Source organism: Microbacterium sp. NPDC057741, from assembly GCF_042798735.1.
Taxonomy (GTDB): Bacteria; Actinomycetota; Actinomycetes; order Actinomycetales; family Microbacteriaceae; genus Microbacterium.
On record NZ_JBHVJW010000005.1, the window covers coordinates 144,744 to 164,767 of the forward strand.

The following is a 20,024-nucleotide window of genomic DNA, read 5'->3' on the forward strand; positions in this document are numbered from 1 at the left end:
GTCTGACGGTGTCGTGGACGTGGTTACCTCGACAGGCTCGGGCCGGCCTCGAGGGTGCGCTCGTACTCGCGCTGCGCCTCGATGTTCAGCTCGGTCTTGCGTGCGCCCGCGCGCGCGGCCCACGCACCGAACCAGATCGTCAGCTCGCGGCCGATGATGAAGGCGGCGATCGCCAGCGGGGCGAACAGCTGCTCCTGCACCAGGTCGACGCCCTGCTGCGCGGAGAGCATCCAGAACGGCGCCTCGAAGAGCTGGCCGAGCAGGTGGCCGGCCCACGCGGCGACGCCGACCAGCAGGCCCCAGATCACCCAGTGGCCCCAGCGGCCGCGGTTGATGATCGCGCCGAGCAGCCAGAAGGCGATGAAGAAGACCACGACGGGAGTCCAGAACCCCCAGGTGGTCAGCGGTGCGAGTGCCTTGTCGCCGATGTTCTCACCGGTGACCTTGCCGCCTGCGGCGCCGATTGCGAGCGTCACGCCCAGCAGCAGGACCGCGAAGCAGAGCGTGGCGAGCAGGCCGATCGCGCCGGCCGTGCCGCGGTTGCCCAGCGGGCGGGGCGGCTCCGGCGCCTGCACGAAGATCGGCTGCGGCTGGGGCGGCGGCGCGTCGACCACCGGCTCGGCGGGCACGACCTGCGTCTCGGCGGCGGCTGCGGCTGCAGCGGCCGCCGAGGCACCGTATGCGGCGGTGGCGACGTCGTCGGTCGAGGAGTACGCGATCGCCGTCGGGGGCTCGTGGTCGTCGGCGACATCCGACGCGTCTGCGGCGGCGGCCGAGCTGAAGGTGCCGGGGAACGACTTCTCCGCCTCTTCGAAGGCGGCGGCATCGGGGTCGATGGCCGCGACGTCCGCAGCGGTCTCGTCGGCGGTCGCCGCGTCCTCCGCGGCTGCGGTAGCGGCATCCAGCGCGTCGCCCCTCGGCTCCGCGCCTGCGGCAGCGGCCTCGGCGTCTGCGAGTCCGGCCTTGGCGCTGTCCACGACGTCGTCGACGTCGCCGGGCTTCTCGGGCTGGGGAACCTCGGGGTCGCTCATGGTGCCGCCTCTCATCGATGGGTTCGGTGCGAGATTAGCGCGCGCGGAACGCTGACCCTGGCAGGCGTGCCGCTGTGTCAGGGCATCGAGTTGCGCAGCCCGTCGCCGATCAGCTGCACCAGAGCCGGGCCGGCCGGCTGCGCGAGCCACAGCAGCACGGCGACCACGCACGCGCAGAAGAAGCCGGCGATCCAGGCGATCGCCCGATTCCGCCCTCCCACCCGAGCGCTCATGCCGCCACCGTACGCCTGCCCCCGCCGCATTCGCGCCCTCGACACGCCCGCCGGCACCCCTCCTCCATCGCGTCACGGAGCGAGGACGCCGAAAGGTCCGGCGGCGACCGACGGAGTCAGGATGCCACCGGCACGCTGCGCCCGCGCAGGCGCCAGAGCAGCCAGAGACCGGATGCCGGGACCAGGACGAACACCAGGATGAAGGTCAGGTGCCAGGCGCTGACGCCCATCGGCGTCGGCATCAACGGGTTCACGGGCTCCTCCCCAGAGCTCTCGACCGCGGCGACGGGGAGCGCGGTCGCCAGCGTGAACCCGATCAACATGACCGGCACCACGGCGAGGGCGACGATCTTCTCCCAAGTGCGCCACAGCCCGGACATCAGCACGAGCACTGCGCCGACGAACCAGCCGGCGAGCGGGATCACGAAGCCGCCGAACGACAGCACGAGCGCCGCGACGATCGAGAAGCCCTTCGTCGCCGTCACCGGAGGCTTGACCGGAGTCGCCGTGGACAGGACTGCGAGAGGGCTCCGCGCCACCGGCATCCAACGCCTCGCGCGCGATCGTCTCGGGATCGCCGAGCTGCGCGATGCGCGCGGTCGCAGCATCCTCGTCGAGACCGGCGAGCTCCTCCGCGATGCCGGCACGGATGTCCGAGGCGATCCCGTGCGGCACGTCGCGCAGCGCTGCGTCGAGCCTGGCGAGGTAGTCGGCGGTGCCTGTGGTCATGGTCGGTCCTCCCCGATGAGACCCGTCACGGTGCTCGCGAAGGGCATCCAGTGCGTGCGGAACTGTGCGAGCTGCGCAGTGCCGGCATCCGTGAGCCGGTAGTACTTGCGCATAGGGCCGGACTCGCCGGGCATCTCGAACGTCGACACCCAGCCGTTGTCGCGCAGACGCGCGAGCAGCGGATAGAGGGTGCCGATGCTCGCGATGAGCCCGGACTCGGTCAGCGCCTCGGACAGCTGCCAGCCGTACATCGGCTCGCGCGCGAGCAGACCGAGCACGCAGTACTCGACGACGCCCTTGCGCATCTGCGCACCGATGTCGACTGTCATGCGTCACAAGCTAGCATGCAACGCAAGACACCGCGTTCTCCCTCGTGAGAAACGCCTCAGCGCATGAGACCGACCTGCGGGAGGTGTGTCTCACGCGCTGAGGCGTTTGTCGACGGGGGCAGGGACTGGTGCCGGGGCGGTCAGCCCTTCGTGGCGCCGGCTGTCAGGCCTCCGACGATGTACTTCTGCAGGAAGAGGAACAGCACCATCACGGGGACCGCGGCCATCACGGCGCCGGCGGAGAAGGCCGACCAGTCCGCATAGCGCGGGTTCGACACCAGCTTGGTCAGGCCCACCACCAGCGTCTGCTTGTCGGGGTCGATCAGCATGACGCTCGCGATCACGTACTCGTTCACCGTACCGATGAACGACAGCAGCGCGACCACGGCGAGGATCGGCGCCACCAGCGGCAGGATCATCGTGAAGAAGATGCGCGCGTGGCCGGCGCCGTCGATGCGGGCCGCCTCGTCGAGCTCCATCGGCAGCGTGTTGAAGAACCCGTACATCAGGTAGGTGTTCACGCCGAGCGCGCCGCCGAGGTAGACCAGGATCAGGCCGGTGTGCGTGTTCAGCCCGATCGCCGGGAACCAGTCCCCGATCGTCGACATCAGCAGGAAGATCGCGACCACGGCGAGCAGCTGCGGGAACATCTGCACCACGACGATGGTCACCAGGCCCACGCGGCGGCCGCTGAACCGCATGCGCGAGAAGGCATATGCCGCGAGCGCCCCGAGGAACACCGTCACGAACCCGGTGACCGTGGCGATCACCAGCGTGTTCCAGAACCACAGCGGGTACGGGTTCTTCGGGTCGGTGAGGATGCGCACGTAGCTGTCGAAGCCGATCGCCGAGAACAGCTGGTTCGAGCCCGTCAGCGTGCCCTTCGGGTTCAGCGAGGCCGACACCACGTACAGCAGCGGGAAGATCGCGAAGGCGCTCACCACGATGGCGACCACGTGCCGCCATCCGGTGTCGGAGAACCACTTGCCGAACGAGCGGCGGGAAGAGACTGCGGTGCTCATGTCAGTTCAGCTCCTCGAGGGCCTTGGTCTTGCGGAAGCTCACGATCGAGATCACCGCGACGACGATGAAGATCAGGATGGTGAACGCGGAGGCCAGGCCGTAGTCGCGGGTCTGCCCGGTGAACGCCACCTTGTAGACCATCGAGATCAGGATGTCGGTGTGCCCGACCGGGATCGACACGTCGTCGAAGCGCGGACCACCGCCGGTGAGCATGTAGATCAGGTTGAAGTTGTTGAAGTTGAAGGCGAACGACGAGATCAGCAGCGGCGCCACCGTCACCAGCAGCAGTGGCAGCTTGATCCGCCGGAAGATCTGCCACGGGTTCGCGCCGTCCATCGCCGCGGCCTCGTTCACGTCGTCCGGGATGCCCTGCAGAGCGCCCATGCAGACCAGGAACATGTACGGGAAGCCCAGCCACAGGTTCACGATCAGCACCGACACCTTCGCGAGCGTCGGGTCGGTGAGCCATGGAATGGACGCCCCGCCGAAGATCACCTGGTTGATGAAGCCGAAGCTCTCGTTCATCATGCCCGCCCACACCAGCGCGGACAGGAACGCCGGGAAGGCGTAGGGCAGGATCAGCAGGATGCGGTAGCCGTTGCGGAACCGCATCCGGGTGTTGTTGAACACCAGCGCCAGCAGGAGCCCCAGGAAGAACGTGGAAGCCACGGAGATGAGGGCGAACACGAACGTCCAGATGGTCACCGAGATCAGTGGGCCTCGGATCGAAGCATCCGTGATGGCTCGGACGAAGTTGTCGAAGCCGACCGTGATCTGCCAGCCCGGCATCAGCTGGTCGCCGTTCTCGGCCGTGAACGCGCCGACACCGGTGTCGCTGTAGACCGCACCGGTGCGGGTGTCGGTCATGGTGTCCGCATCCGCGTCGTAGACGAGGGTGGAGACGTAGAGATAGCCGTTCTGCCCGTCGGGGGTGCGGATCGCCCCGTCGTTGGGATCGTCGCTGAACGGCACCGAGAGCTTCTCGATCTCGCTCGAGCGCTGGATGACCTGCGCGAAGGACAGCGTGGTCCAGCCGTCGACCGCGACGGCTTTGCCGCCCTCGACGGTCGCGTCCGGAGCATCCTGCAGCGGCTGCTCGTCGGTGCCGACGCTCGCCTCGCCGTCCTCGGGGTCGGTGACCAGCAGGCCCAGCGTGCCGAGCCGCTCGACGACGGTGACGGGGAACGTGGGTGAGTCCTCGACGCGCTCCTGTGCGGAGGCCATCAGCGACGAGATCGCCTGATCCTTGCTGCCGTTGTGCCCGGTGCCGTAGTTGGTGAAGCCGATGTAGCCCGTGTACAGGAGTGTGAACACCTGGAACAGGATGAGGAAGATCACGCCCGGCGTGAGGTACTTCGCCGCGATGCGCTTGCGGCTGAAGTAGATCCAGTTGACCAGCACCGCAACGACGACCACGACGCCGAGCACCACCCATTCCCGGTGCGAGACCAGGACGAATGCCGCATAGAGCGCGATCGCGTCGACGATCGCCAGTAGCAGGATCTTCAGCAGCATCCAGCGGACGCTGCCGGATGCCGCTTCGGCGATCCGCGCGGCCTGGCGCTGCTTCTTCGTGGGGGGCGCCTGCGGCGCCTCCTGCTCAGTCGTGGTCTGGCTCATCCCTCACCCCGTCGTGCACAGCTGCCGGGGCGGAGCGGATGCCCCGCCCCGGCAGAGGTGGACTCGAATTACTTGATCGCGGCCGTCACGTCGTCGACGAGCTTCTGCCACGTCGTCTTCGGGTCGGCGCCGTTGATGATGGCGGCCTCGGCGATGCCCCAGTACTGCCACACGGAGCCCATAGCGGGGATCGCGGGCATCGGCACGGCGTCCGCACCGACCTTCTGGAAGCCCGCGATGATCGGGTCGGATGCCGCGGTGTCGGCTGCAGCGGTCAGTGCGGGCAGGATGTTGCCGGCCTTGAACAGCTCGAGCTGCACGTCCTCGGTGCCGATGTAGTTGACGAGGAAGTCGTTCGCGGCGACCTTGTTCTTCGACTCGGCGCTGACGAAGAAGCCCTTCACGCCGGCGAACGGCGAGGCGACCTCGGAGGTCGGGCTGGGGATCTGGTCGATCGCCAGGTTGATGCCTGCGTCCTTCGCGGCGCCGACGTTCCACGGACCGGTCAGCCAGAAGGCGGCCTTGCCGTCGATGAACTGCTGCTTGGCGATCTCACCGTCGATGTCGGTGTTCAGCGTTCCGGCCTTGCCCTGGGCGGACAGCCAGTTCGCGAACTCGAAGCCGCCGGCGCTGCCGAGCTGCAGATCGGTGGGGTCGTAGGAGCCCTTGTCGTCGGTGCCGAAGACCGGGGCGCCGAAGGCGGTCTGGAACGGGTACAGGTGGTAGGGGTTGCCCTCCTTGCCCTGCTCGACGACGAACGGCTGGGCGAGACCGGCGGCCTTGCCCTTGGCGATCATGTCGTCGAAGCTGGTCGCCGGCTCCTTGATGAGGTCGGCGTTGCGGAGCACGGCGATGTTCTCGACCGCGTAGGGGAGCATGTAGGTGGTGCCCTCGTAGGTCGACGCCTGGAGCGCGACCGGGAGGTAGTCCTTCGAGGAGTCGCCCAGCTCGATCGGCGCGACGACACCGTTCGTGGAGAGTTCGCCGAGCCAGTCGTGCGCACCCATGGTGATGTCCGGGCCCTTGCCGGTCGGCACCTGCTGGATGAAGTCGTCCTTGATGGTGTCGACGTCCTTGCCGACGATGTCGACCTCGACGCCGGTCTTCTTCTCGTAGGCCTTGGCGGCGCCGGTGAGGGCGTCGACGCGCTCGGCGTCGACCCAGACCGTGAGCTTGCCGCTCTTCGCTTCCGCGTCCGAGCCCTTGTCGTCTGTGGAACCGCTGCTGCAGCCGGCGAGCGCCAGCGAGGTCAGAACGGTGATCGCGCCGAAGGCCGCGATGCTCCTCTTGTTCACCTTCATTGGTGGTGTGCCTCTCTCGATGCGTGGCCTGCAAAACTGCAAGCGCTTACAGTATGCATGGAAGGAGACGCTCCGCGCAATGCTCGGATGCGGTGATACAGAGCTGTGACCTTACAGTCGCCAGGTTCCTCTTCGTGGAAGCGCTTCCAGATCGGGTGCTGCAGAGCAGCACTCGTTACACTTGGCGGCATGGCTGACTCTTCATTCGACATCGTCTCCAAGGTGGATCACCAGGAGGCCGAAAACGCCGTGAACCAGGCCCGCAAGGAGATCGAGCAGCGCTACGACTTCAAGGGCACCGACGCCTCTGTCGCGTGGAGCGGCGAGCAGATCCTGATCAAGGCGAACTCCGAGGAGCGCGCCAAGGCCGTCCTCGACGTGCTGCAGTCCAAGCTCATCAAGCGCGGCATCTCGCTGAAGAGCCTCGACTCCGGCGAGCCCTTCGCCAGCGGCAAGGAGTACCGCATCGCCTCGTCGCTCAAGGACGGCATCTCGAGCGAGAACGCGAAGAAGATCGGCAAGATCATCCGCGACGAGGGCCCCAAGGGTGTGAAGAGCCAGATCCAGGGCGACGAGCTGCGCGTGCAGTCCAAGAGCCGCGACGACCTGCAGGCGGTCATCGCACTGCTCAAGGGCAGCGACCTCGACATCGACCTGCAGTTCATCAACTACCGATAGAGCTACCCGCTGGCCAGGGGTTTTCCTGTTTCAGTCCGCACAGAGTCCGCAGGAGCGGCGATTTCGGCCATGAACGACGCCGTCGCCCCCCTCGTGCGGTCCTCTGCGAACGGCCACAGGTGCGCGTAGACATTCAGCGTGATCGACGGCTGCGCATGCCCGAGCGCGCGCTGTACAGGAACTGTGGCGGGCTCGCCGCGACGAAGCGACCCTGCTTCCGGCGACCCGCTCCACGGGCAACGACCGATTCTGCCGCCGCCCGATCACCCCGCTCATCTGGCCACCAGCGCCATAAATAGCGCCCCCGCTTCTCTTCCGAGAAGCGGGGCGTTTCGTCGTCGTTGAACAGGCTCCGGTTCCGCGCCTGAGGTGGTGGGCTACGAGCGTGGAGCGAAGATGAACCCCGGGATGTCCGTCACATCGGCAGCCGCTCCGACGAGCGCCGGGTGGTAGACCGTTGGCGTCATGCACACCGAGATGCTCCTGGCAGCGATCGTAGATGCCGCGCACACGCCCGCTGACGCGTTCTCAGTCAGCACCTGGTTGACGCTTGCAGTGGTGCCTGAAGAAGCCCGATTCCGGACGATCGTTGCCGCCTGGACGTAGTTCCCGCTGCGCACAACGCAGGTCTGCGCGCTGAGCCTCGGACCACTCGTCGTCGTGCCGCAGTGCCAGTTGCTCGGGATCGTGAACGAGCCTCCCTTCGGAGCCCAGCTGCCCGTAGCCGCGCTCGCGGGCTGGGCGATGAACAGTGCGGCGATCATCAGCCCGATGGCAGCGATCGCGGTGTAACCCTTTTTCATGGACCCTCCTTGGTCGTGAACCCGACTGTGGATTCAAGTCCAGATCGTAGCGTGAGGATGTCGATCGTCCGCCCCGCCCCCTTCAGAGGGCGGGGCGGATCTTGGCTTGCCTGGACTGCAGAGCGGATCTTAGAAGTGCGCTCCTGGTGCCCACTTCTTCAGGCCGGTGAACTGCGAGCAGAAGTAGCTCGTTCCACCGTAAGCGCTGACAGTACCTGCGACGGTGACTCCGCCGTTGCCGTCGGCGTAGTAGCACGGCCCTCCGGAGTCCCCGCCCCTGAAGCCGTTTGTGTCGTATGCCGAGCCGGCGTTGCTGTCGTGGCGCATCAGGGTCAGGTGACCAGTGGTCACGACCTGTGTGCCGTCATTGATATTGGCCGTGACATTAGTGAGGCGCACAAAGTAGCGGCAGATCTGGCCGGTTGTTGAGCCTGACGTACATAGCTGACTTCCTGCTGACCGCGTCCCCCAGTTGATGCCTGAGATAGGGAGCCACGACGACGAGGAGAGGGAACCACTGAATACTCGATTCGCATACGTTGAGCTCCGCAGCAGCTTCCAGTCGCCATATATGTCAGCGTTCGCGGACCACGTGGTGGTGTGCATCGTCCCGGCGCTGGCCCCGTTGCCGGGGTGGACAAAACTCGTTCCGGGGCAGTGGCCGGCCGTGACCGCCATTCGTGAGCCGTTGATTGTCACCGGAACGCCGAGCGAGCAGCGCATCCCAGCGGACGTGATGGCCGTGCTCATGTTCCACGGAGCGACGTCATCCCAACGTGTGGTTGCCGTCTGGGGTCGGTCGCTCGACACGACCGTTCGAATCGGGATGGATGCCTCGCCCGAAGCCTTGCGGGCCTCCACGCCGAGGTCCTTGTCGGCACGGAGCTTGGACTCAGCAGCCTTGGAAGCGACCTGAACATAGACGCCGCTGTTAAAAATGTCTGGCGCGAACGCTGTAACGCCGGTGTCCTCGGACACCGTCGACGACAGTTGCGAAATCGTCTTCTGGGCTGTGGCGAGTGAGATCGTGCTCTTTTGAACGTAGATCTCCTCGCCCTTCGCGAGGAGCTTCTTCGCGCCACGAACCGCCTTGTCGATGGCCTTGTCTGTTCCGGTGGTGAACAGCACAAGACCGCTGTAGTCGCTGCAGAAGCTGCTCCCGAGAACGGTCTCTGGATATTTCTCGTCCAGTTGAGAAATCAGGACGTCTGCAGCGTTCAGCTCGTCGCTCGCCTGTCCGGAAAAGACGGGGAGACCGTCCTCTCCGTATTGCAGACATGACGCTTGGGATGCCGCTGCCGCAGGCGACCCGACTCCGCTGGATGCCTGGACGCCGCCGAGGACAGAACCCCCGACGAGGATCAGAGCACTCAGGGCACCAATTGCTTGTCTCTTCACAAACTCCCCCTCCATTGCGATAGTGCCGCCACCGTAGCAGCGCCCTGGTTCCGCCGTCCATATTCCGATAAGAAGCACCTCGAGGCCCCGCGCAGAAGCCCCAGTCCTCCTGCTGAGGCCTGGGGCTTAGCAGGCTGCAGTCGCTACTTGCCGAACCCGCCCCGCAGCTTGTCAATCGACTCGTCAACGTAGCGATCTGTCGCCTTCGCGACTGCCTCGTCGATCAGCCGCTGCTCTTCCTCTGGCGTCGCGCCCTCCGGAATCATGACTTTCGGCTCCACTTGCTTCTCAGAACCATGGGCCATTCTGTGCTCCTCCCTTTCCCGACCCCACGCTCCTGCGCGCGGGGGCCTTTCAGCGTAGGGGCGTACTTCGACGTTCGTTGAAGCATCTCTGGTGCTTTCGCGCGTGCGCCGGTAGCGTCCGGCCATGGACGAGTCACCCATTCCCCGCGTCGGCCGCGGTCTTCGTGTCGGCGCCTGGCTCCTCGCGCTGGTGGTCGGCGCGGGTGCCGGCCTCGGCTTCGGGTTCGTGTTTCAGGATGCCTGGGCGGGAGTCATCATCGGCGTGGCATCCGCCGTGCTGATCGTGCTGGCCATCGTGCTCGGTGCGCGCCGCTCCGGCACCGGCACGATCGAGGGCGCCCCACCGTGGACCGGCGATGCCGGCGTGCGGAACGGGCAGAGCACCGGTTCGCGCTGAGTCTCAGATCCCGGTGCTCGCGGCTGCCCAGCCGCTGACCCAGTGCGCGAGGCGCGCGTAGGCCTCTTCCCGAGCTCCATGGCGCGAGAGGAACACGTCGTGGAGCGCACCGTCGATGCGCTCCACCGTCACCGACGGTCCGAGCTTCAGCGCCGCCCTGGCGATGTCGTCGACCACGAGCACTGTGTCGGCGCGGGTCAGGTCCTCGGACCAGACCCTCGGCAGAGCAGTACGCGCCGAGAGCAGCACGCACACCGGTGCGTCGATGTGCAGCCCCGCAGCGACCTTCGCGTGCCCCGCGAGGATGGCGTTCAGCCATCCCGCATGCACAGCCATGGTCTGCTCGGGTCGCCAGTCCAGGTTCACCTCGACCGGATCATCCGGATCAGCCACCTCGTTCTGCGCCCGGGTGTAGAAGCCGAAGTCGACCTGCGGCGCACGATCCAGCGGTCGCCAGCGTGCCTGCAGATCGACGAGAGGCGTGATCGTCTCACGGGCCAGTCTCGGCGCCTGGAACTCGAGCCACGGGCTGTTCAGCACCACGGCCTGCGCGACACCGGGGTGGCGATCCGCCCACAGACTGAGGATCAGCCCGCCGGTGGAATGCCCGAGCAGCACGAGCCGACGATCCGCGGCATCCGCTCGGATGACGTCGAGAGCCGCGCCGATGTCCTCGTCGTAGGTCGTCAGGTCGGTGATGTACCCCGGTGTCTGGCCAGGCCGCAGGCTGCGGCCGTACTTGCGCAGGTCGAGGGCGAAGAAGCGCGCGCCGCGCCCGGTCCAGAACCGGGCCAGCCGCTTCTGGAAGAAGTAGTCCGACCAGCCGTGCACATACAGCACGTCGACGTCGGCCAGCGGGAGCGCCGGCTCCGGCGCAGGACGGATGCCGCGCAGCCGCTGCCAGAACGTCGGCTCGGGCGCCGGCCGCGGCGCATCCGGAAGCGCGCGCACCAGCGTCGCGACGACCTCGCCCTCGTCATCATGACCGAGTGGCAGGGGCTGCGCGGCGAACTCGTCGCCCAACACATCCGGAGTCCAGTCCCCCATGCGCTCACCTTATCCGTGCACGCCGGACGCCTCTCCGTGAGAAACCACTTCCGGCCTGAGAAACCCGCTGGCGCATGGTTTCTCAGGCCGGTGATGGTTTCTCGCGGCGGGACGGACCTCAGTCGCGCGAGACTCGCACCATCTCGTCCCGGGGGACGACCTTGATGCGGGCGCGGCCCTCGGGCTCGCCGAGGGCGATCTCGTGGGCGTCGAGGCGGTGCCAGCCGTCCAGGTCGGTCCACAGCACGCCGCGCTCCTGCAGCAGCGCCGGGATCGCGTCCTCGCCCGGGACCTCGGGCTGCCACCACGACCCCTGGTCGTTGATGAGATGCCGCACGGTCTCCATCGCGTCGGACTTGGTGTGCCCGATCAGACCGACCGGACCGCGCTTGATCCAGCCGGTGGCGTAGATACCGGGCACGCGCTGGTTGGACTTGTTCTCCAGCACCTGACCCTCGCGGTTCGGGATGACGCCGTGCTTCTTGTCGAAGGGAACCTCCGGCAGCGGCGACCCGAAATAGCCGATCGCGCGGTACAGCGCCTGCATCGGCACCTCGCGCATCTCGCCGGTGCCCACCGCCCCCCCCGCGCCGTCCGACTTGGTGCGCTCGTAGACCAGCGCCGCGACGCGGCCCTCGTCGTCCTTGCGCACCTCGACAGGCCTGGCCCAGAAGTGCAGGTGCAGCCGGCGCGATGCCGTGCCGCCCGCGTTGTTCACCGAGTCGAGCTTGCGCCAGGACTGCAGGATGCGGTCGATCACCATGACCTGCTTGTTGCTGGCGACGGCGTCCTTCGAGGCCTCGTCGTAGTCGAAGTCCTCGTCGTAGACGACCATGTCGACATCGCGCAGCTCACCCAGTTCACGCAGCTCGAGCGGCGTGAACTTCACCTGCGCCGGCCCACGGCGGCCGAACACGTGCACGTCGGTGACGGCGCTGTCCTTCATGCCCTCGTAGACGTTGCGCGGCACCTCGGTGACCAGCAGGTCCTCGGCGTGCTTGGCGAGCATGCGAGACACGTCGAGAGCGACGTTGCCGTTGCCGATCACACCGACGGATGCGGCATCCAGCGGCCACTCCCGCGGAACGTCGGGGTGCCCGTCGAACCAGCTCACGTAATCGGCGGCGCCGTACGAGCCGAGGGCGTCGATGCCGGGGATGTCGAGCGAGGTGTCGCGCACGGCGCCGGTGGCGAAGATCACCGCGTTGTAGTGCCGCTTCAGGTCGTCGAGCGTGATGTCCTCACCGAAGCGCACGTTGCCGAACAGACGGATGTCGCCGCGGTCGAGCACATCGCGCAGGGCGTTGATGATCCCCTTGATGCGCGGGTGGTCGGGGGCGACACCGTAGCGCACCAGGCCGTACGGCGCCGGGAGCTGCTCGAACAGGTCGATCGACACGTCGAACTTGCGCTCCGCCTTCAGCAGGAGGTCGGCGGCGTAGATGCCTGCCGGGCCTGCGCCGACGATAGCCAGCCTGAGCTTGGTCATGAGGATCCTTCCGTGAGGTCGGTTCAGAGTCGAAGGGCCGGATGCCGCTCAGCGCGAGCGTTCCTCGAGGCTCTCCGCGAATCGGGTGAGTGCGTCCCGGACGGACCCCTTCGGCAGCACGCCGAGGGAGGCGATCGCCTCCTTCGTCCAGGAGTGCGCGAGCTCTCTCGTGCGCTGCGTGGCCGAATGGTCGCGGAGCTCGGCGAGCGGGCCGTCCAGCAGCGCGGCATCCTCGCCCTCGGCGATGCGGGCGACGCCCTCGTCGATGCGGTGCGCGAGATCGCCGGAGTCCTCCTGCTGCAGCAGGAGGAGCGGCATGGTCGGCACGCCGGCGCGCAGATCGGTGCCAGGCACCTTGCCGGTGTCGGCGGGGTTCGCGGACAGGTCGATCACGTCGTCGAGCAGCTGGAACGCGACGCCGATCTTCTCGCCGAAGACGCGCATCGGCTCTTCGTACTCGGCCGGGGCGTTCGAGAAGACCACGCCGCCCTGCGTGGCTGCGGCGATCAGCGAACCGGTCTTGTCGGAGAGCACCTGGATGTAGAACTCGATCGGGTCGTCGCCCGGCTGCGGGCCCACGGTCTCATGCAGCTGCCCGAGCACGAGCCGCTCGAAGGTGTCGGCCTGCAGCCGGATCGCGCGGTCGCCGTGGTGCGACATGAGCTGGCTGGCGCGGGAGAACAGGATGTCGCCGGTGAGGATGGCGACGTTGTTGCCCCACACCTCGTGCGCGGACGGAACACCGCGGCGCTTGTCCGCGCCGTCCATGACGTCGTCGTGGTACAGCGAGCCGAGGTGGGTGAGCTCCAGCGCCTTGGCGATGTCGATCACGGCCGGGATGTTGCCGTCGCCGAGCTGCGCGGTCAGCACCGTGAGGATCGGCCTGATGCGCTTGCCGCCCGCTTCGTACAGATAGCGGCTCGCCGCGTCGGCGACCGAGTCGGTGGCCTTGAGGTCTTCGGCGAGGCCGGACTCGACGAGCTCGAGGCCCGCCTCGACCTCACGCGACAGACGGCGCGCTGAAGGCCCGAGGAACAGGCGGTCGCTGAAGCCCAGCAGGCTCGCAAGGCGCGTGCCCGGGGCGTCGGGGCTCGAAGTCACGCAGACCAGCCTACCTGCGATCAGGCGACCGGCTTGCGAGCCCGGTGCAGCGCCACGATGCCGAAGGAGAGGTTGCGCCAGGCGACATCGATCCAGCCCGCCTCGCGCAGCCAGGCGGCGAGGGTCTTCTGGTCGGGCCACTCCTGGATCGACTCGTTCAGGTAGTCGTAGGCCTCGCCGTTGGTGCCGGCCACCCGGGCGACGCGGGGCAGCACCTGCGAGTTGTAGAAGCCGAAGAACGCGCGGAAGAGCGGGGACGGCGGCGTGGAGAACTCGTTGATCACCAGGCGCCCACCGGGCTTGGTCACCCGGAACAGCTCAGCGATCGCCTTCTTCGGGTCCTGCACGTTGCGCAGGCTGTACGACATGGTCACCGCATCGAACTCGGCATCGCCGAAGGGCAGGTCGGTGGCGTTCGCCTCGACGAAGCTGAGGTTCGGCAGGTCACCGTGCCGGCGCTCGCCCTCGGCCAGCATCCCTGGCGAGAAGTCGGCCGCGACGACGTCGGCGCCGCTCGCGGCGAGCGACGCCGAGGAGGATGCCGTGCCCGCACCGAGGTCGAGGATCCGCTCGCCCTTGCGGGGCGCGACGGCCCTCGTGGTCGCTGCGCGCCAGAGCGCGTCGTTGCCGACGGTCATCACCGTGTTGGTGCGGTCGTAGCCGGCGGCGACCTGGTCGAACATCCCGCTGACGCGGGCCGGGTCCTTGCCGAGGTCGGCGCGGTTGGGCTCTGCGGTCATCCCTCGATACTACTTTCCTGTCCCAATAGACTCGGCCGGGTGAGTGCGCAGCGTCCTGAACCCGGCCAGACGATGATCTTCCAGTGGCGCAAGTGGGACGGCTCACCGCACTGGGCCGGCGAGGGCGTGTACCTCGGCACCGACCGGTGGGGCGACTGGATCGGGCAGCCGGTCGGCTGGACCAGCTCCCGCCCCGGCAGGTCGTTCGTGGCCGAGAGCCCGAACGTCACGCTCGTGCCGGCGGATGCCGCCGACTACGCGCTCACCGTGCACCGCGGACATCCCCGCGGGATGCGCATCTACATCGACCTCGCCTGGGACGTGCGATGGTCGGACGACGACCCGCTGCTCGCCACCGCGATCGACATGGACCTCGACGTCGTGCGGCACCTCGACGAGCGCGGCACCCGCACGGTGGATCAGGACGAGTGGGAGGAGCACAGCGCGCAGTTCGGCTACCCCGCCGACATCATGGACCGCCTCGAGTCCCGCGCCGCCGAGCTCGAGACACAGGTGCGCGCGCAGGAGCCGCCGTTCGACGACGCCACGGCGGATGCCTGGCTCGACCGGCTGGTGGCCCTGGGGCTGGACCGGCCGCTGCCCTGACCTCCGCTGTCGAATCGCGCAACTGGCAGCTTTCCGGCGTGACAGCGGCAAGTCGAGCGATTCGAAAGGGTGTGGGGACGGAAATAGACTGATCGCGTGACTACCCGACTGGTCGTGGAGACCCGTGAGATCGACCCGGTCGAGGATCTGCTGGTGTACGCGGACCCCGACAGGCCCGTCGCCTGGCTGCGGCGCGGCGAGGGCATGGTCGCCGCCGGCGACCGGCATCAGGTCGTGATCCGCGTACCCGCGGGGGCGGGTTCGAGCCGCGCCGCGCTGATCGCCGACGCATGGCGCGACCTCGCGTCCGCCGCGGAGATCGACGACGAGGTGAATCTGCCCGGCACAGGCCTGGTCGGCTTCAGCACCCTCACCTTCGACGAGGACTCGGCACGCGATGCCGTGCTGATCGTGCCCGAGACGATCATCGGCCGTCGCGACGGCCGCGGCTGGATCACCCGCATCCGCGGTGTGGAAGACGCCGCGCCGATCGAGGTCGCGCCGCGCGAATACGGCCCGCACTGGGCGGGCACCCTCGGCCCCGGCGCGCAGACGCCGGAGAGCTATCAGGACTCCGTGCGCCGCGCCGTCGCCGAGATCACCGCGGGCGACTACGAGAAGGTCGTGCTGGCCCGCGACCTCACCGGCACCGTTCCCGTGGGCTCCGATCTGCGCCGACTCGTTCGCGCTCTCGCGACCGGCTACCCCGACACCTGGACCTACTCCGTGGACAGGTTCATCGGCGCCTGCCCCGAGACGCTCGTCACCGTGCAGGGCGGCACCGTCACCGCACGGGTGCTCGCGGGCACGATCGGCCGCGGCGCCGACGCGGACGCCGACACCGCGGCATCCGCCTATCTCGCCTCGAGCACGAAAGACCTCGACGAGCACGAGTACGCGGTGCAGAGTCTGGTCGCCTCGCTGCGCCCGCACGTGCGAGCCCTCGCCGCCGCCGAGGAGCCGTTCATCCTGAAGCTGCCCAACCTGTTCCACCTCGCGACCGACGTCGAGGCGGAGCTGTCGAACGGTGCCTCCGCTCTCGACCTGGTCGGGGTGCTGCATCCGACCGCCGCGGTCGGCGGCACGCCGACTGATGTCGCCATGCAGGCGATCCGGCGTCTGGAGCCCTTCGACCGCGGCCGCTACGCCGGCCCGGTGGGTTGGGTGGATGCCGCGGGCAACGGCGAGTGGGCGGTCGCGCTGCGCTGCGCGCAGTTCGGCAGCGGCGAGATCCCGCACCGGCACTCGACCTACGCCGACACGATCCCCGTCACCGCATACGCGGGCGCGGGCATCGTCGCGGGCAGTGATCCCGAGACCGAGCTGCTCGAGACCAGGGTGAAGTTCCGCCCGGTCGTCGACGCGCTGGCCTGATCAGCTCTCCGCGAGGCGGTCTTTCTCGACCTCTCACGGATGGAGAACGCCGCCCCGCAGACGCGCACAGCGGCGAATTCCATCCGCGGCTCGACGCGCTGGGTTGAGTCAGCTCGCAGCGAGGCGCTTCTTCTCCGTCGGCACATCGAAGTCGGCCGCGGGCCACTGCGGGTCGATGTCCTCGAGCGCCGCGATGAGCAGCTCCTGCACGGCCAGCCGCGCATACCACTTGTGGTTCGCGGGAACGACGTGCCACGGGACATCCGCCGTCGAGGTGCGGTCGAAGACGGTCTGGTACGCATCCATGTAGTCGCCCCAGAGCATCCGCTCGTCGACGTCGCCGGGGTTGTACTTCCAGTGCTTGTCCGGACGGTCGAGCCGCTCCATCAGCCGGGCCTTCTGCTCGTCGGGCGAGATGTGCAGCATGACCTTCACGATGCGGGTCCCGGATGCCGCCACCTGCCGCTCGAACTCGCGGATCGCGCCGTACCGGCGCTCGATCTCGGTGCCGGGGGCGAGGGAGCGCACCCGCCCGATCAGCACGTCCTCGTAGTGCGAACGGTCGAAGACGCCGATGAACCCGCGCTGCGGCAGCCGCTTCTCCACGCGCCAGAGGAAGTCGTGCGCGCGCTCCTCCGCTGTGGGCGCCTTGAACGCGGCGAGCTCGACGCCCTGCGGATCGACGCCGCCGACCACATGCCGAACGATGCCGCCCTTCCCGGCGGAGTCCATGGCCTGGAGCACCAGCAGCACAGCATCCGTGTCGCTGCCGACCCTGCTGGCGGCGAAGAGCCGCTCCTGCAGATCGCCGAGAGACTCGCGACGTTTCTCGAGCTCCTTCTCGCCGTGCGACTTCCCATGCGGGAAGCCCGGCGTCGAGTCCGGATCGACGTCCGCGAGGCGGAACCCCTCTCCCACCCGCAGGATCTCAGTCGGGTGCTCGTGCCACAGCTGCTTCGCCATGGGAACATCCTGCCGTACGCGACGCCTCCGCTGCGCTCCGGTCTCACTCGTTGCGCGTGCCGGTTCGTTCACACCCACAACCGTTGGGACCGGAACCGGGGAAGGCGCGCGCCGGAGGTCTCCGGTCTCGCTCGTTGCGGGTGCCGGCCGGAACGAACCCGCAACCGTTGGAACCGGAACTGGGGAAAGGCGTGTCAGAGCGTGCCGAGCGCGTCGTGCGGCGCGGCATCCTCGGCGAGGGTCTCCAGCACCGTGAGCAGCTGCCGCTCCTCGTACCGGAAGTGGCTCTCCATGATCGCGCCGAGACCGTCCAGGTGACGGGACAGGTCGGCCGGCGCGGCACCCGAGTCGACGGCCGACTGCAGGCCGCCGATCAGGTGCGCCATCATCGAGTGGTCCTGCTCGAGTTTGCGCAGCACCGGCGCCAGGTCGGGATGCTCCCGCTCGATCGCGGGGAACAGCGATCGGTCCTCGCCCCGGTGGTGCGCGTCGAGCGCGCTGCAGAATCCGCGGCAGAACAGCAGCAGGTCGCGGGTCGACGGTGCCGCCTGCTCACCCGCGGCGAGCGCCTCGCCCGTCACCTGCAGCGCCTCGCGCAGGCGGGCATGCACTCGGCGGAGCTCGTCACTCCAGGCGGAGAATCGCGCGGTGTCCTGATCCATCCGGACGAGCCTAGCGGTCGAGCGGCACCTCGATGAGCTGCGGACCGGTCACCGGCGAGGTGAGCGCCTGGTCGAGGGCCGAGCGGGTGGACACCCGCTGGTACTCCCACCCGTAGGCCGCCGCGAGGTCGGCGAAGCGCGCCGCGTGCGGCGTGTAGAACGCGCGGTCCAGATCGTCCTGAGGGGCGGATGCCGCGACCTCGAGCCCGTCGAAGATCGTGCCGCCGCCATCGTTGCCGATCACGACCTGGATGCGTGGCGCCGTCTCTCCGGCGGGCAGCAGCAGGGCCCCGACGTCGTGCAGCGCGGCGAGGTCGCCGAGCAGCACGCGGGTCACGCCCGGTGCACCGCCGTCCTGACTGGCGAGGGCGATGCCGATCGCCGTGGCGATGGTGCCGTCGATGCCGGCCAGCCCGCGGTTGGCGTGCACCGGCACCTTCTTGCCGCCGAGGATCTGGTCGGCCACGCGCACCAGCCGCGAGGATCCGAAGACGAGGCGGTCGTGCGGCCAGGTCGCCCGCCACACGGCGTCGGCGAGCAGCGCGCGATCGACAGGACGGCGCACGGCGTCGAGCTCGGCCCTCACGGCACCGAGCCGTGCGGCGTGGTCGTCTGAGTACAGACCTTCCTGATCGGGGGCGGCCTCGGAGAGGTCAACGGCCGCCGCCTGCGACACGGTCGTCCAGGCGCCCAGCCACTGCCGGTCGGTCGCGCCTGGCTCCACGGCCACCGTGGACGCCGCAGTCGTGCGCCCGTTGAGATCGAGGGGCTCTCCCCCACGGTGCACCGCGACGACGTCGACGTCGTCGCGCGCGAGCAGCGCGGTCACCTCACGGCTGAGGGTCGGATGCCCGAGGACGACGGCCCGCTCGACGCGACCGCCGAGGCTCTCGTCGCGGAGCAGCCCGCGGTAGTCGTGCACGACCAGTCGCCCGTAGCGCGCCCCGCTGACGATCTCGGCGATCAGCGGCCAGCCGCCGGCATACGCGATCTCCTCCGCGTCGGCGCCCGCGTCGGCACCGGCGATGACGACGGTGCGCGGACCGCGCGAGAGCATGAGGGTCTCGGATGCCGGGAGCTGCGGTGCGGGTCCGGGATCGGCGGTCACCTCGATGGCCGCGGAGAGCGGCTCGCGGGCCGGGAGGTTCAGGTGCACAGGGCCGGCGACGCCGAGGATGCCGGTGCCGGTGAGGCCCATCGCCGCTTCGACGGCCTGGGTGCCGATACCGTGCCAGGCGCTCCCCAGCCCCGATGCTCCCGAACGAGGAGTGAGGAGACCAGACGTGGGGCGTCCTTCGTCTCGCTCCGCTCGCTCAGGAGCCGGAAAAGGAGACCGCTCAGAACCCGGAAGAGAAGACCGCTCAGAACCCGGAAGAGGAGACCGCTCAGAACCCGGAAGAGAAGACCGCTCAGAACCCGTGAGGGGCTCCGGCACCGGAGCATCCACCGCCCAGCGCACGAACGGTCCGAAGATGCCGGGCTGCACGGTGGCCTGGTTGGCGCCCACCCCGCGCAGCTCGGGCGGACGGTCGGCGGTGAGCAGCAGCAGCGGGACGCCGGAGTGGAAGGCCTCCATCGTCGCGGGCAGCAGGTTGCCCGCCGCGGTTCCCGAGGTGCAGACCACGGCGACCGGCACGCGCGTCTCCCTGGCGATGCCGAGGGCGGTGAACCCGGCGACGCGCTCGTCGATCCGGACGTGCACGCGCAGCAGCCCGGCGCGGTCGAGAGCGGTCGCTGCCAACGCGAGAGCCTGCGAGCGGGAACCGGGCGAGAGCACCAGATCGCGCACGCCGTGCGCGATCAGCTCGGCGAGTAGATCGGCCGCAGCCTCGCTCGCGGGGGAGGTCGTCACGACCGAGGGTCCGGGTGGTCGCCGTCGTCGTCGAGCCGGGCGAGCTCCTCCTCCAGCTCGCGGATGCGAGCGTCCTGCTCCTTGCGGTTGATGCCCCGCAGGAACTCGGAGTCGTCGTCGGGGGCGTAGGGGCGGGTGTCAGAGCGGTCGCCCTTGCGGCGACGCCCGAGCGCGAACCAGAGGATGCCGCCGATCACCGGGATCAGGACCACGATCGCGACCCAGGCCCCCTTCGACACACCACGGTGCCGCGTCGCCGGCTGAACGGTGCAGTCGACGATGCTGAACACCCAGAACACGACGGCGAGGAAGCCGCCGACGATGAGAACCCGCGCCATGTCTC

At 68.6% G+C, this 20,024-nt stretch carries 22 protein-coding genes and 1 pseudogene; 4 read left to right on the forward strand and 19 right to left on the reverse strand.

The window, feature by feature from the left end; genetic code table 11:
• Positions 1-23: 23 nt before the first annotated feature.
• From ACFVDO_RS15950 to ACFVDO_RS15985, 8 genes and pseudogenes are all read right to left on the reverse strand, one after another.
• A complete protein-coding gene (locus tag ACFVDO_RS15950) occupies positions 24-1,031 on the reverse strand; it encodes an ABC transporter (protein WP_378856492.1) in 1,008 nt (335 codons plus the stop codon).
• Positions 1,032-1,108: 77 nt separating this feature from the next.
• Positions 1,109-1,264 carry a hypothetical protein gene (locus ACFVDO_RS15955; RefSeq protein WP_378856494.1) on the reverse strand — a complete coding sequence of 52 codons (156 nt, stop codon included), beginning with the start codon at positions 1,262-1,264 and terminating at the stop codon, positions 1,109-1,111.
• A 116-nt stretch (positions 1,265-1,380) separates the two neighbouring features.
• The gene (locus ACFVDO_RS15960) at positions 1,381-1,803 is read right to left on the reverse strand and encodes a hypothetical protein (protein WP_378856786.1); all 423 of its coding nucleotides are present in this window, start codon (positions 1,801-1,803) and stop codon (positions 1,381-1,383) included.
• 25 nt (positions 1,804-1,828) lie between these two features.
• Positions 1,829-1,993: pseudogene (locus ACFVDO_RS15965) on the reverse strand (HAAS signaling domain-containing protein); the annotation flags it as partial.
• Positions 1,990-2,322 (reverse strand): PadR family transcriptional regulator, encoded by a 333-nt coding sequence (locus tag ACFVDO_RS15970; protein WP_378856496.1) that lies wholly within the window; start codon positions 2,320-2,322, stop codon positions 1,990-1,992. The pseudogene ACFVDO_RS15965 and the gene ACFVDO_RS15970, both read right to left, overlap by 4 nt.
• A gap of 140 nt (positions 2,323-2,462) precedes the next feature.
• Complete coding sequence (locus ACFVDO_RS15975) at positions 2,463-3,344, reverse strand: sugar ABC transporter permease (protein ID WP_378856498.1); 882 nt, start codon at positions 3,342-3,344, stop codon at positions 2,463-2,465.
• Position 3,345: 1 nt separating this feature from the next.
• Entirely contained in the window at positions 3,346-4,965 is a 1,620-nt protein-coding gene (gene malF / locus ACFVDO_RS15980) for a maltose ABC transporter permease MalF (protein ID WP_378856501.1), read from the reverse strand.
• 68 nt (positions 4,966-5,033) lie between these two features.
• Complete coding sequence (locus ACFVDO_RS15985; RefSeq protein ID WP_378856503.1) at positions 5,034-6,266, reverse strand: extracellular solute-binding protein; 1,233 nt, start codon at positions 6,264-6,266, stop codon at positions 5,034-5,036.
• Positions 6,267-6,455: 189 nt separating this feature from the next.
• On the opposite strand from ACFVDO_RS15985, the gene ACFVDO_RS15990 reads away from it, so the two are divergent.
• Positions 6,456-6,944: a YajQ family cyclic di-GMP-binding protein gene (locus ACFVDO_RS15990; RefSeq protein WP_378856505.1), complete on the forward strand. Its 489-nt coding sequence runs from the start codon at positions 6,456-6,458 to the stop codon at positions 6,942-6,944.
• Positions 6,945-7,321: 377 nt separating this feature from the next.
• Here the strand turns inward: ACFVDO_RS15990 and ACFVDO_RS15995 are convergent, their stop codons facing one another.
• The 3 genes from ACFVDO_RS15995 to ACFVDO_RS16005 form a co-directional block, all read right to left on the reverse strand.
• The gene (locus tag ACFVDO_RS15995) at positions 7,322-7,747 is read right to left on the reverse strand and encodes a hypothetical protein (protein ID WP_378856507.1); all 426 of its coding nucleotides are present in this window, start codon (positions 7,745-7,747) and stop codon (positions 7,322-7,324) included.
• A gap of 129 nt (positions 7,748-7,876) precedes the next feature.
• Positions 7,877-9,145: a hypothetical protein gene (locus ACFVDO_RS16000; RefSeq protein WP_378856509.1), complete on the reverse strand. Its 1,269-nt coding sequence runs from the start codon at positions 9,143-9,145 to the stop codon at positions 7,877-7,879.
• 143 nt (positions 9,146-9,288) lie between these two features.
• Positions 9,289-9,450, reverse strand: a complete 162-nt coding sequence (locus ACFVDO_RS16005) for a hypothetical protein (protein WP_378856511.1) — start codon at positions 9,448-9,450, stop codon at positions 9,289-9,291.
• 124 nt (positions 9,451-9,574) lie between these two features.
• On the opposite strand from ACFVDO_RS16005, the gene ACFVDO_RS16010 reads away from it, so the two are divergent.
• The gene (locus tag ACFVDO_RS16010; RefSeq protein WP_378856513.1) at positions 9,575-9,847 is read left to right on the forward strand and encodes a hypothetical protein; all 273 of its coding nucleotides are present in this window, start codon (positions 9,575-9,577) and stop codon (positions 9,845-9,847) included.
• Positions 9,848-9,850: 3 nt separating this feature from the next.
• Here the strand turns inward: ACFVDO_RS16010 and ACFVDO_RS16015 are convergent, their stop codons facing one another.
• The 4 genes from ACFVDO_RS16015 to ACFVDO_RS16030 all read right to left on the reverse strand — a co-directional run bounded on the left by ACFVDO_RS16015 (position 9,851) and on the right by ACFVDO_RS16030 (position 14,224).
• A complete protein-coding gene (locus ACFVDO_RS16015) occupies positions 9,851-10,894 on the reverse strand; it encodes an alpha/beta hydrolase (RefSeq protein ID WP_378856515.1) in 1,044 nt (347 codons plus the stop codon).
• A 118-nt stretch (positions 10,895-11,012) separates the two neighbouring features.
• On the reverse strand, positions 11,013-12,383 hold the full coding sequence (locus tag ACFVDO_RS16020) for an FAD-dependent oxidoreductase (protein WP_378856517.1): 1,371 nt from the start codon (positions 12,381-12,383) through the stop codon (positions 11,013-11,015).
• 48 nt (positions 12,384-12,431) lie between these two features.
• Positions 12,432-13,484 carry a polyprenyl synthetase family protein gene (locus ACFVDO_RS16025; RefSeq protein WP_378856519.1) on the reverse strand — a complete coding sequence of 351 codons (1,053 nt, stop codon included), beginning with the start codon at positions 13,482-13,484 and terminating at the stop codon, positions 12,432-12,434.
• 20 nt (positions 13,485-13,504) lie between these two features.
• Positions 13,505-14,224, reverse strand: coding sequence for a class I SAM-dependent methyltransferase (locus tag ACFVDO_RS16030; RefSeq protein WP_378856521.1), 720 nt, complete (start codon positions 14,222-14,224; stop codon positions 13,505-13,507).
• Between the two features lie 39 nt (positions 14,225-14,263).
• On the opposite strand from ACFVDO_RS16030, the gene ACFVDO_RS16035 reads away from it, so the two are divergent.
• A complete protein-coding gene (locus ACFVDO_RS16035; protein ID WP_378856523.1) occupies positions 14,264-14,830 on the forward strand; it encodes a DUF402 domain-containing protein in 567 nt (188 codons plus the stop codon).
• 96 nt (positions 14,831-14,926) lie between these two features.
• Positions 14,927-16,204 carry an isochorismate synthase MenF gene (locus ACFVDO_RS16040; RefSeq protein ID WP_378856525.1) on the forward strand — a complete coding sequence of 426 codons (1,278 nt, stop codon included), beginning with the start codon at positions 14,927-14,929 and terminating at the stop codon, positions 16,202-16,204.
• Between the two features lie 108 nt (positions 16,205-16,312).
• On the opposite strand, the gene ACFVDO_RS16045 is transcribed toward ACFVDO_RS16040, so the two are convergent.
• The 4 genes from ACFVDO_RS16045 to ACFVDO_RS16060 all read right to left on the reverse strand — a co-directional run bounded on the left by ACFVDO_RS16045 (position 16,313) and on the right by ACFVDO_RS16060 (position 20,019).
• Positions 16,313-17,167 carry a polyphosphate kinase 2 family protein gene (locus tag ACFVDO_RS16045; RefSeq protein WP_378856527.1) on the reverse strand — a complete coding sequence of 285 codons (855 nt, stop codon included), beginning with the start codon at positions 17,165-17,167 and terminating at the stop codon, positions 16,313-16,315.
• A 194-nt stretch (positions 17,168-17,361) separates the two neighbouring features.
• A complete protein-coding gene (locus tag ACFVDO_RS16050) occupies positions 17,362-17,829 on the reverse strand; it encodes a hemerythrin domain-containing protein (protein ID WP_378856529.1) in 468 nt (155 codons plus the stop codon).
• 10 nt (positions 17,830-17,839) lie between these two features.
• Complete coding sequence (locus ACFVDO_RS16055) at positions 17,840-19,681, reverse strand: thiamine pyrophosphate-binding protein (protein ID WP_378856531.1); 1,842 nt, start codon at positions 19,679-19,681, stop codon at positions 17,840-17,842.
• Positions 19,678-20,019 (reverse strand): PLD nuclease N-terminal domain-containing protein, encoded by a 342-nt coding sequence (locus ACFVDO_RS16060; protein ID WP_378856533.1) that lies wholly within the window; start codon positions 20,017-20,019, stop codon positions 19,678-19,680. Before ACFVDO_RS16060 ends, ACFVDO_RS16055 begins: the two co-directional genes overlap by 4 nt.
• Positions 20,020-20,024: the final 5 nt, after the last annotated feature.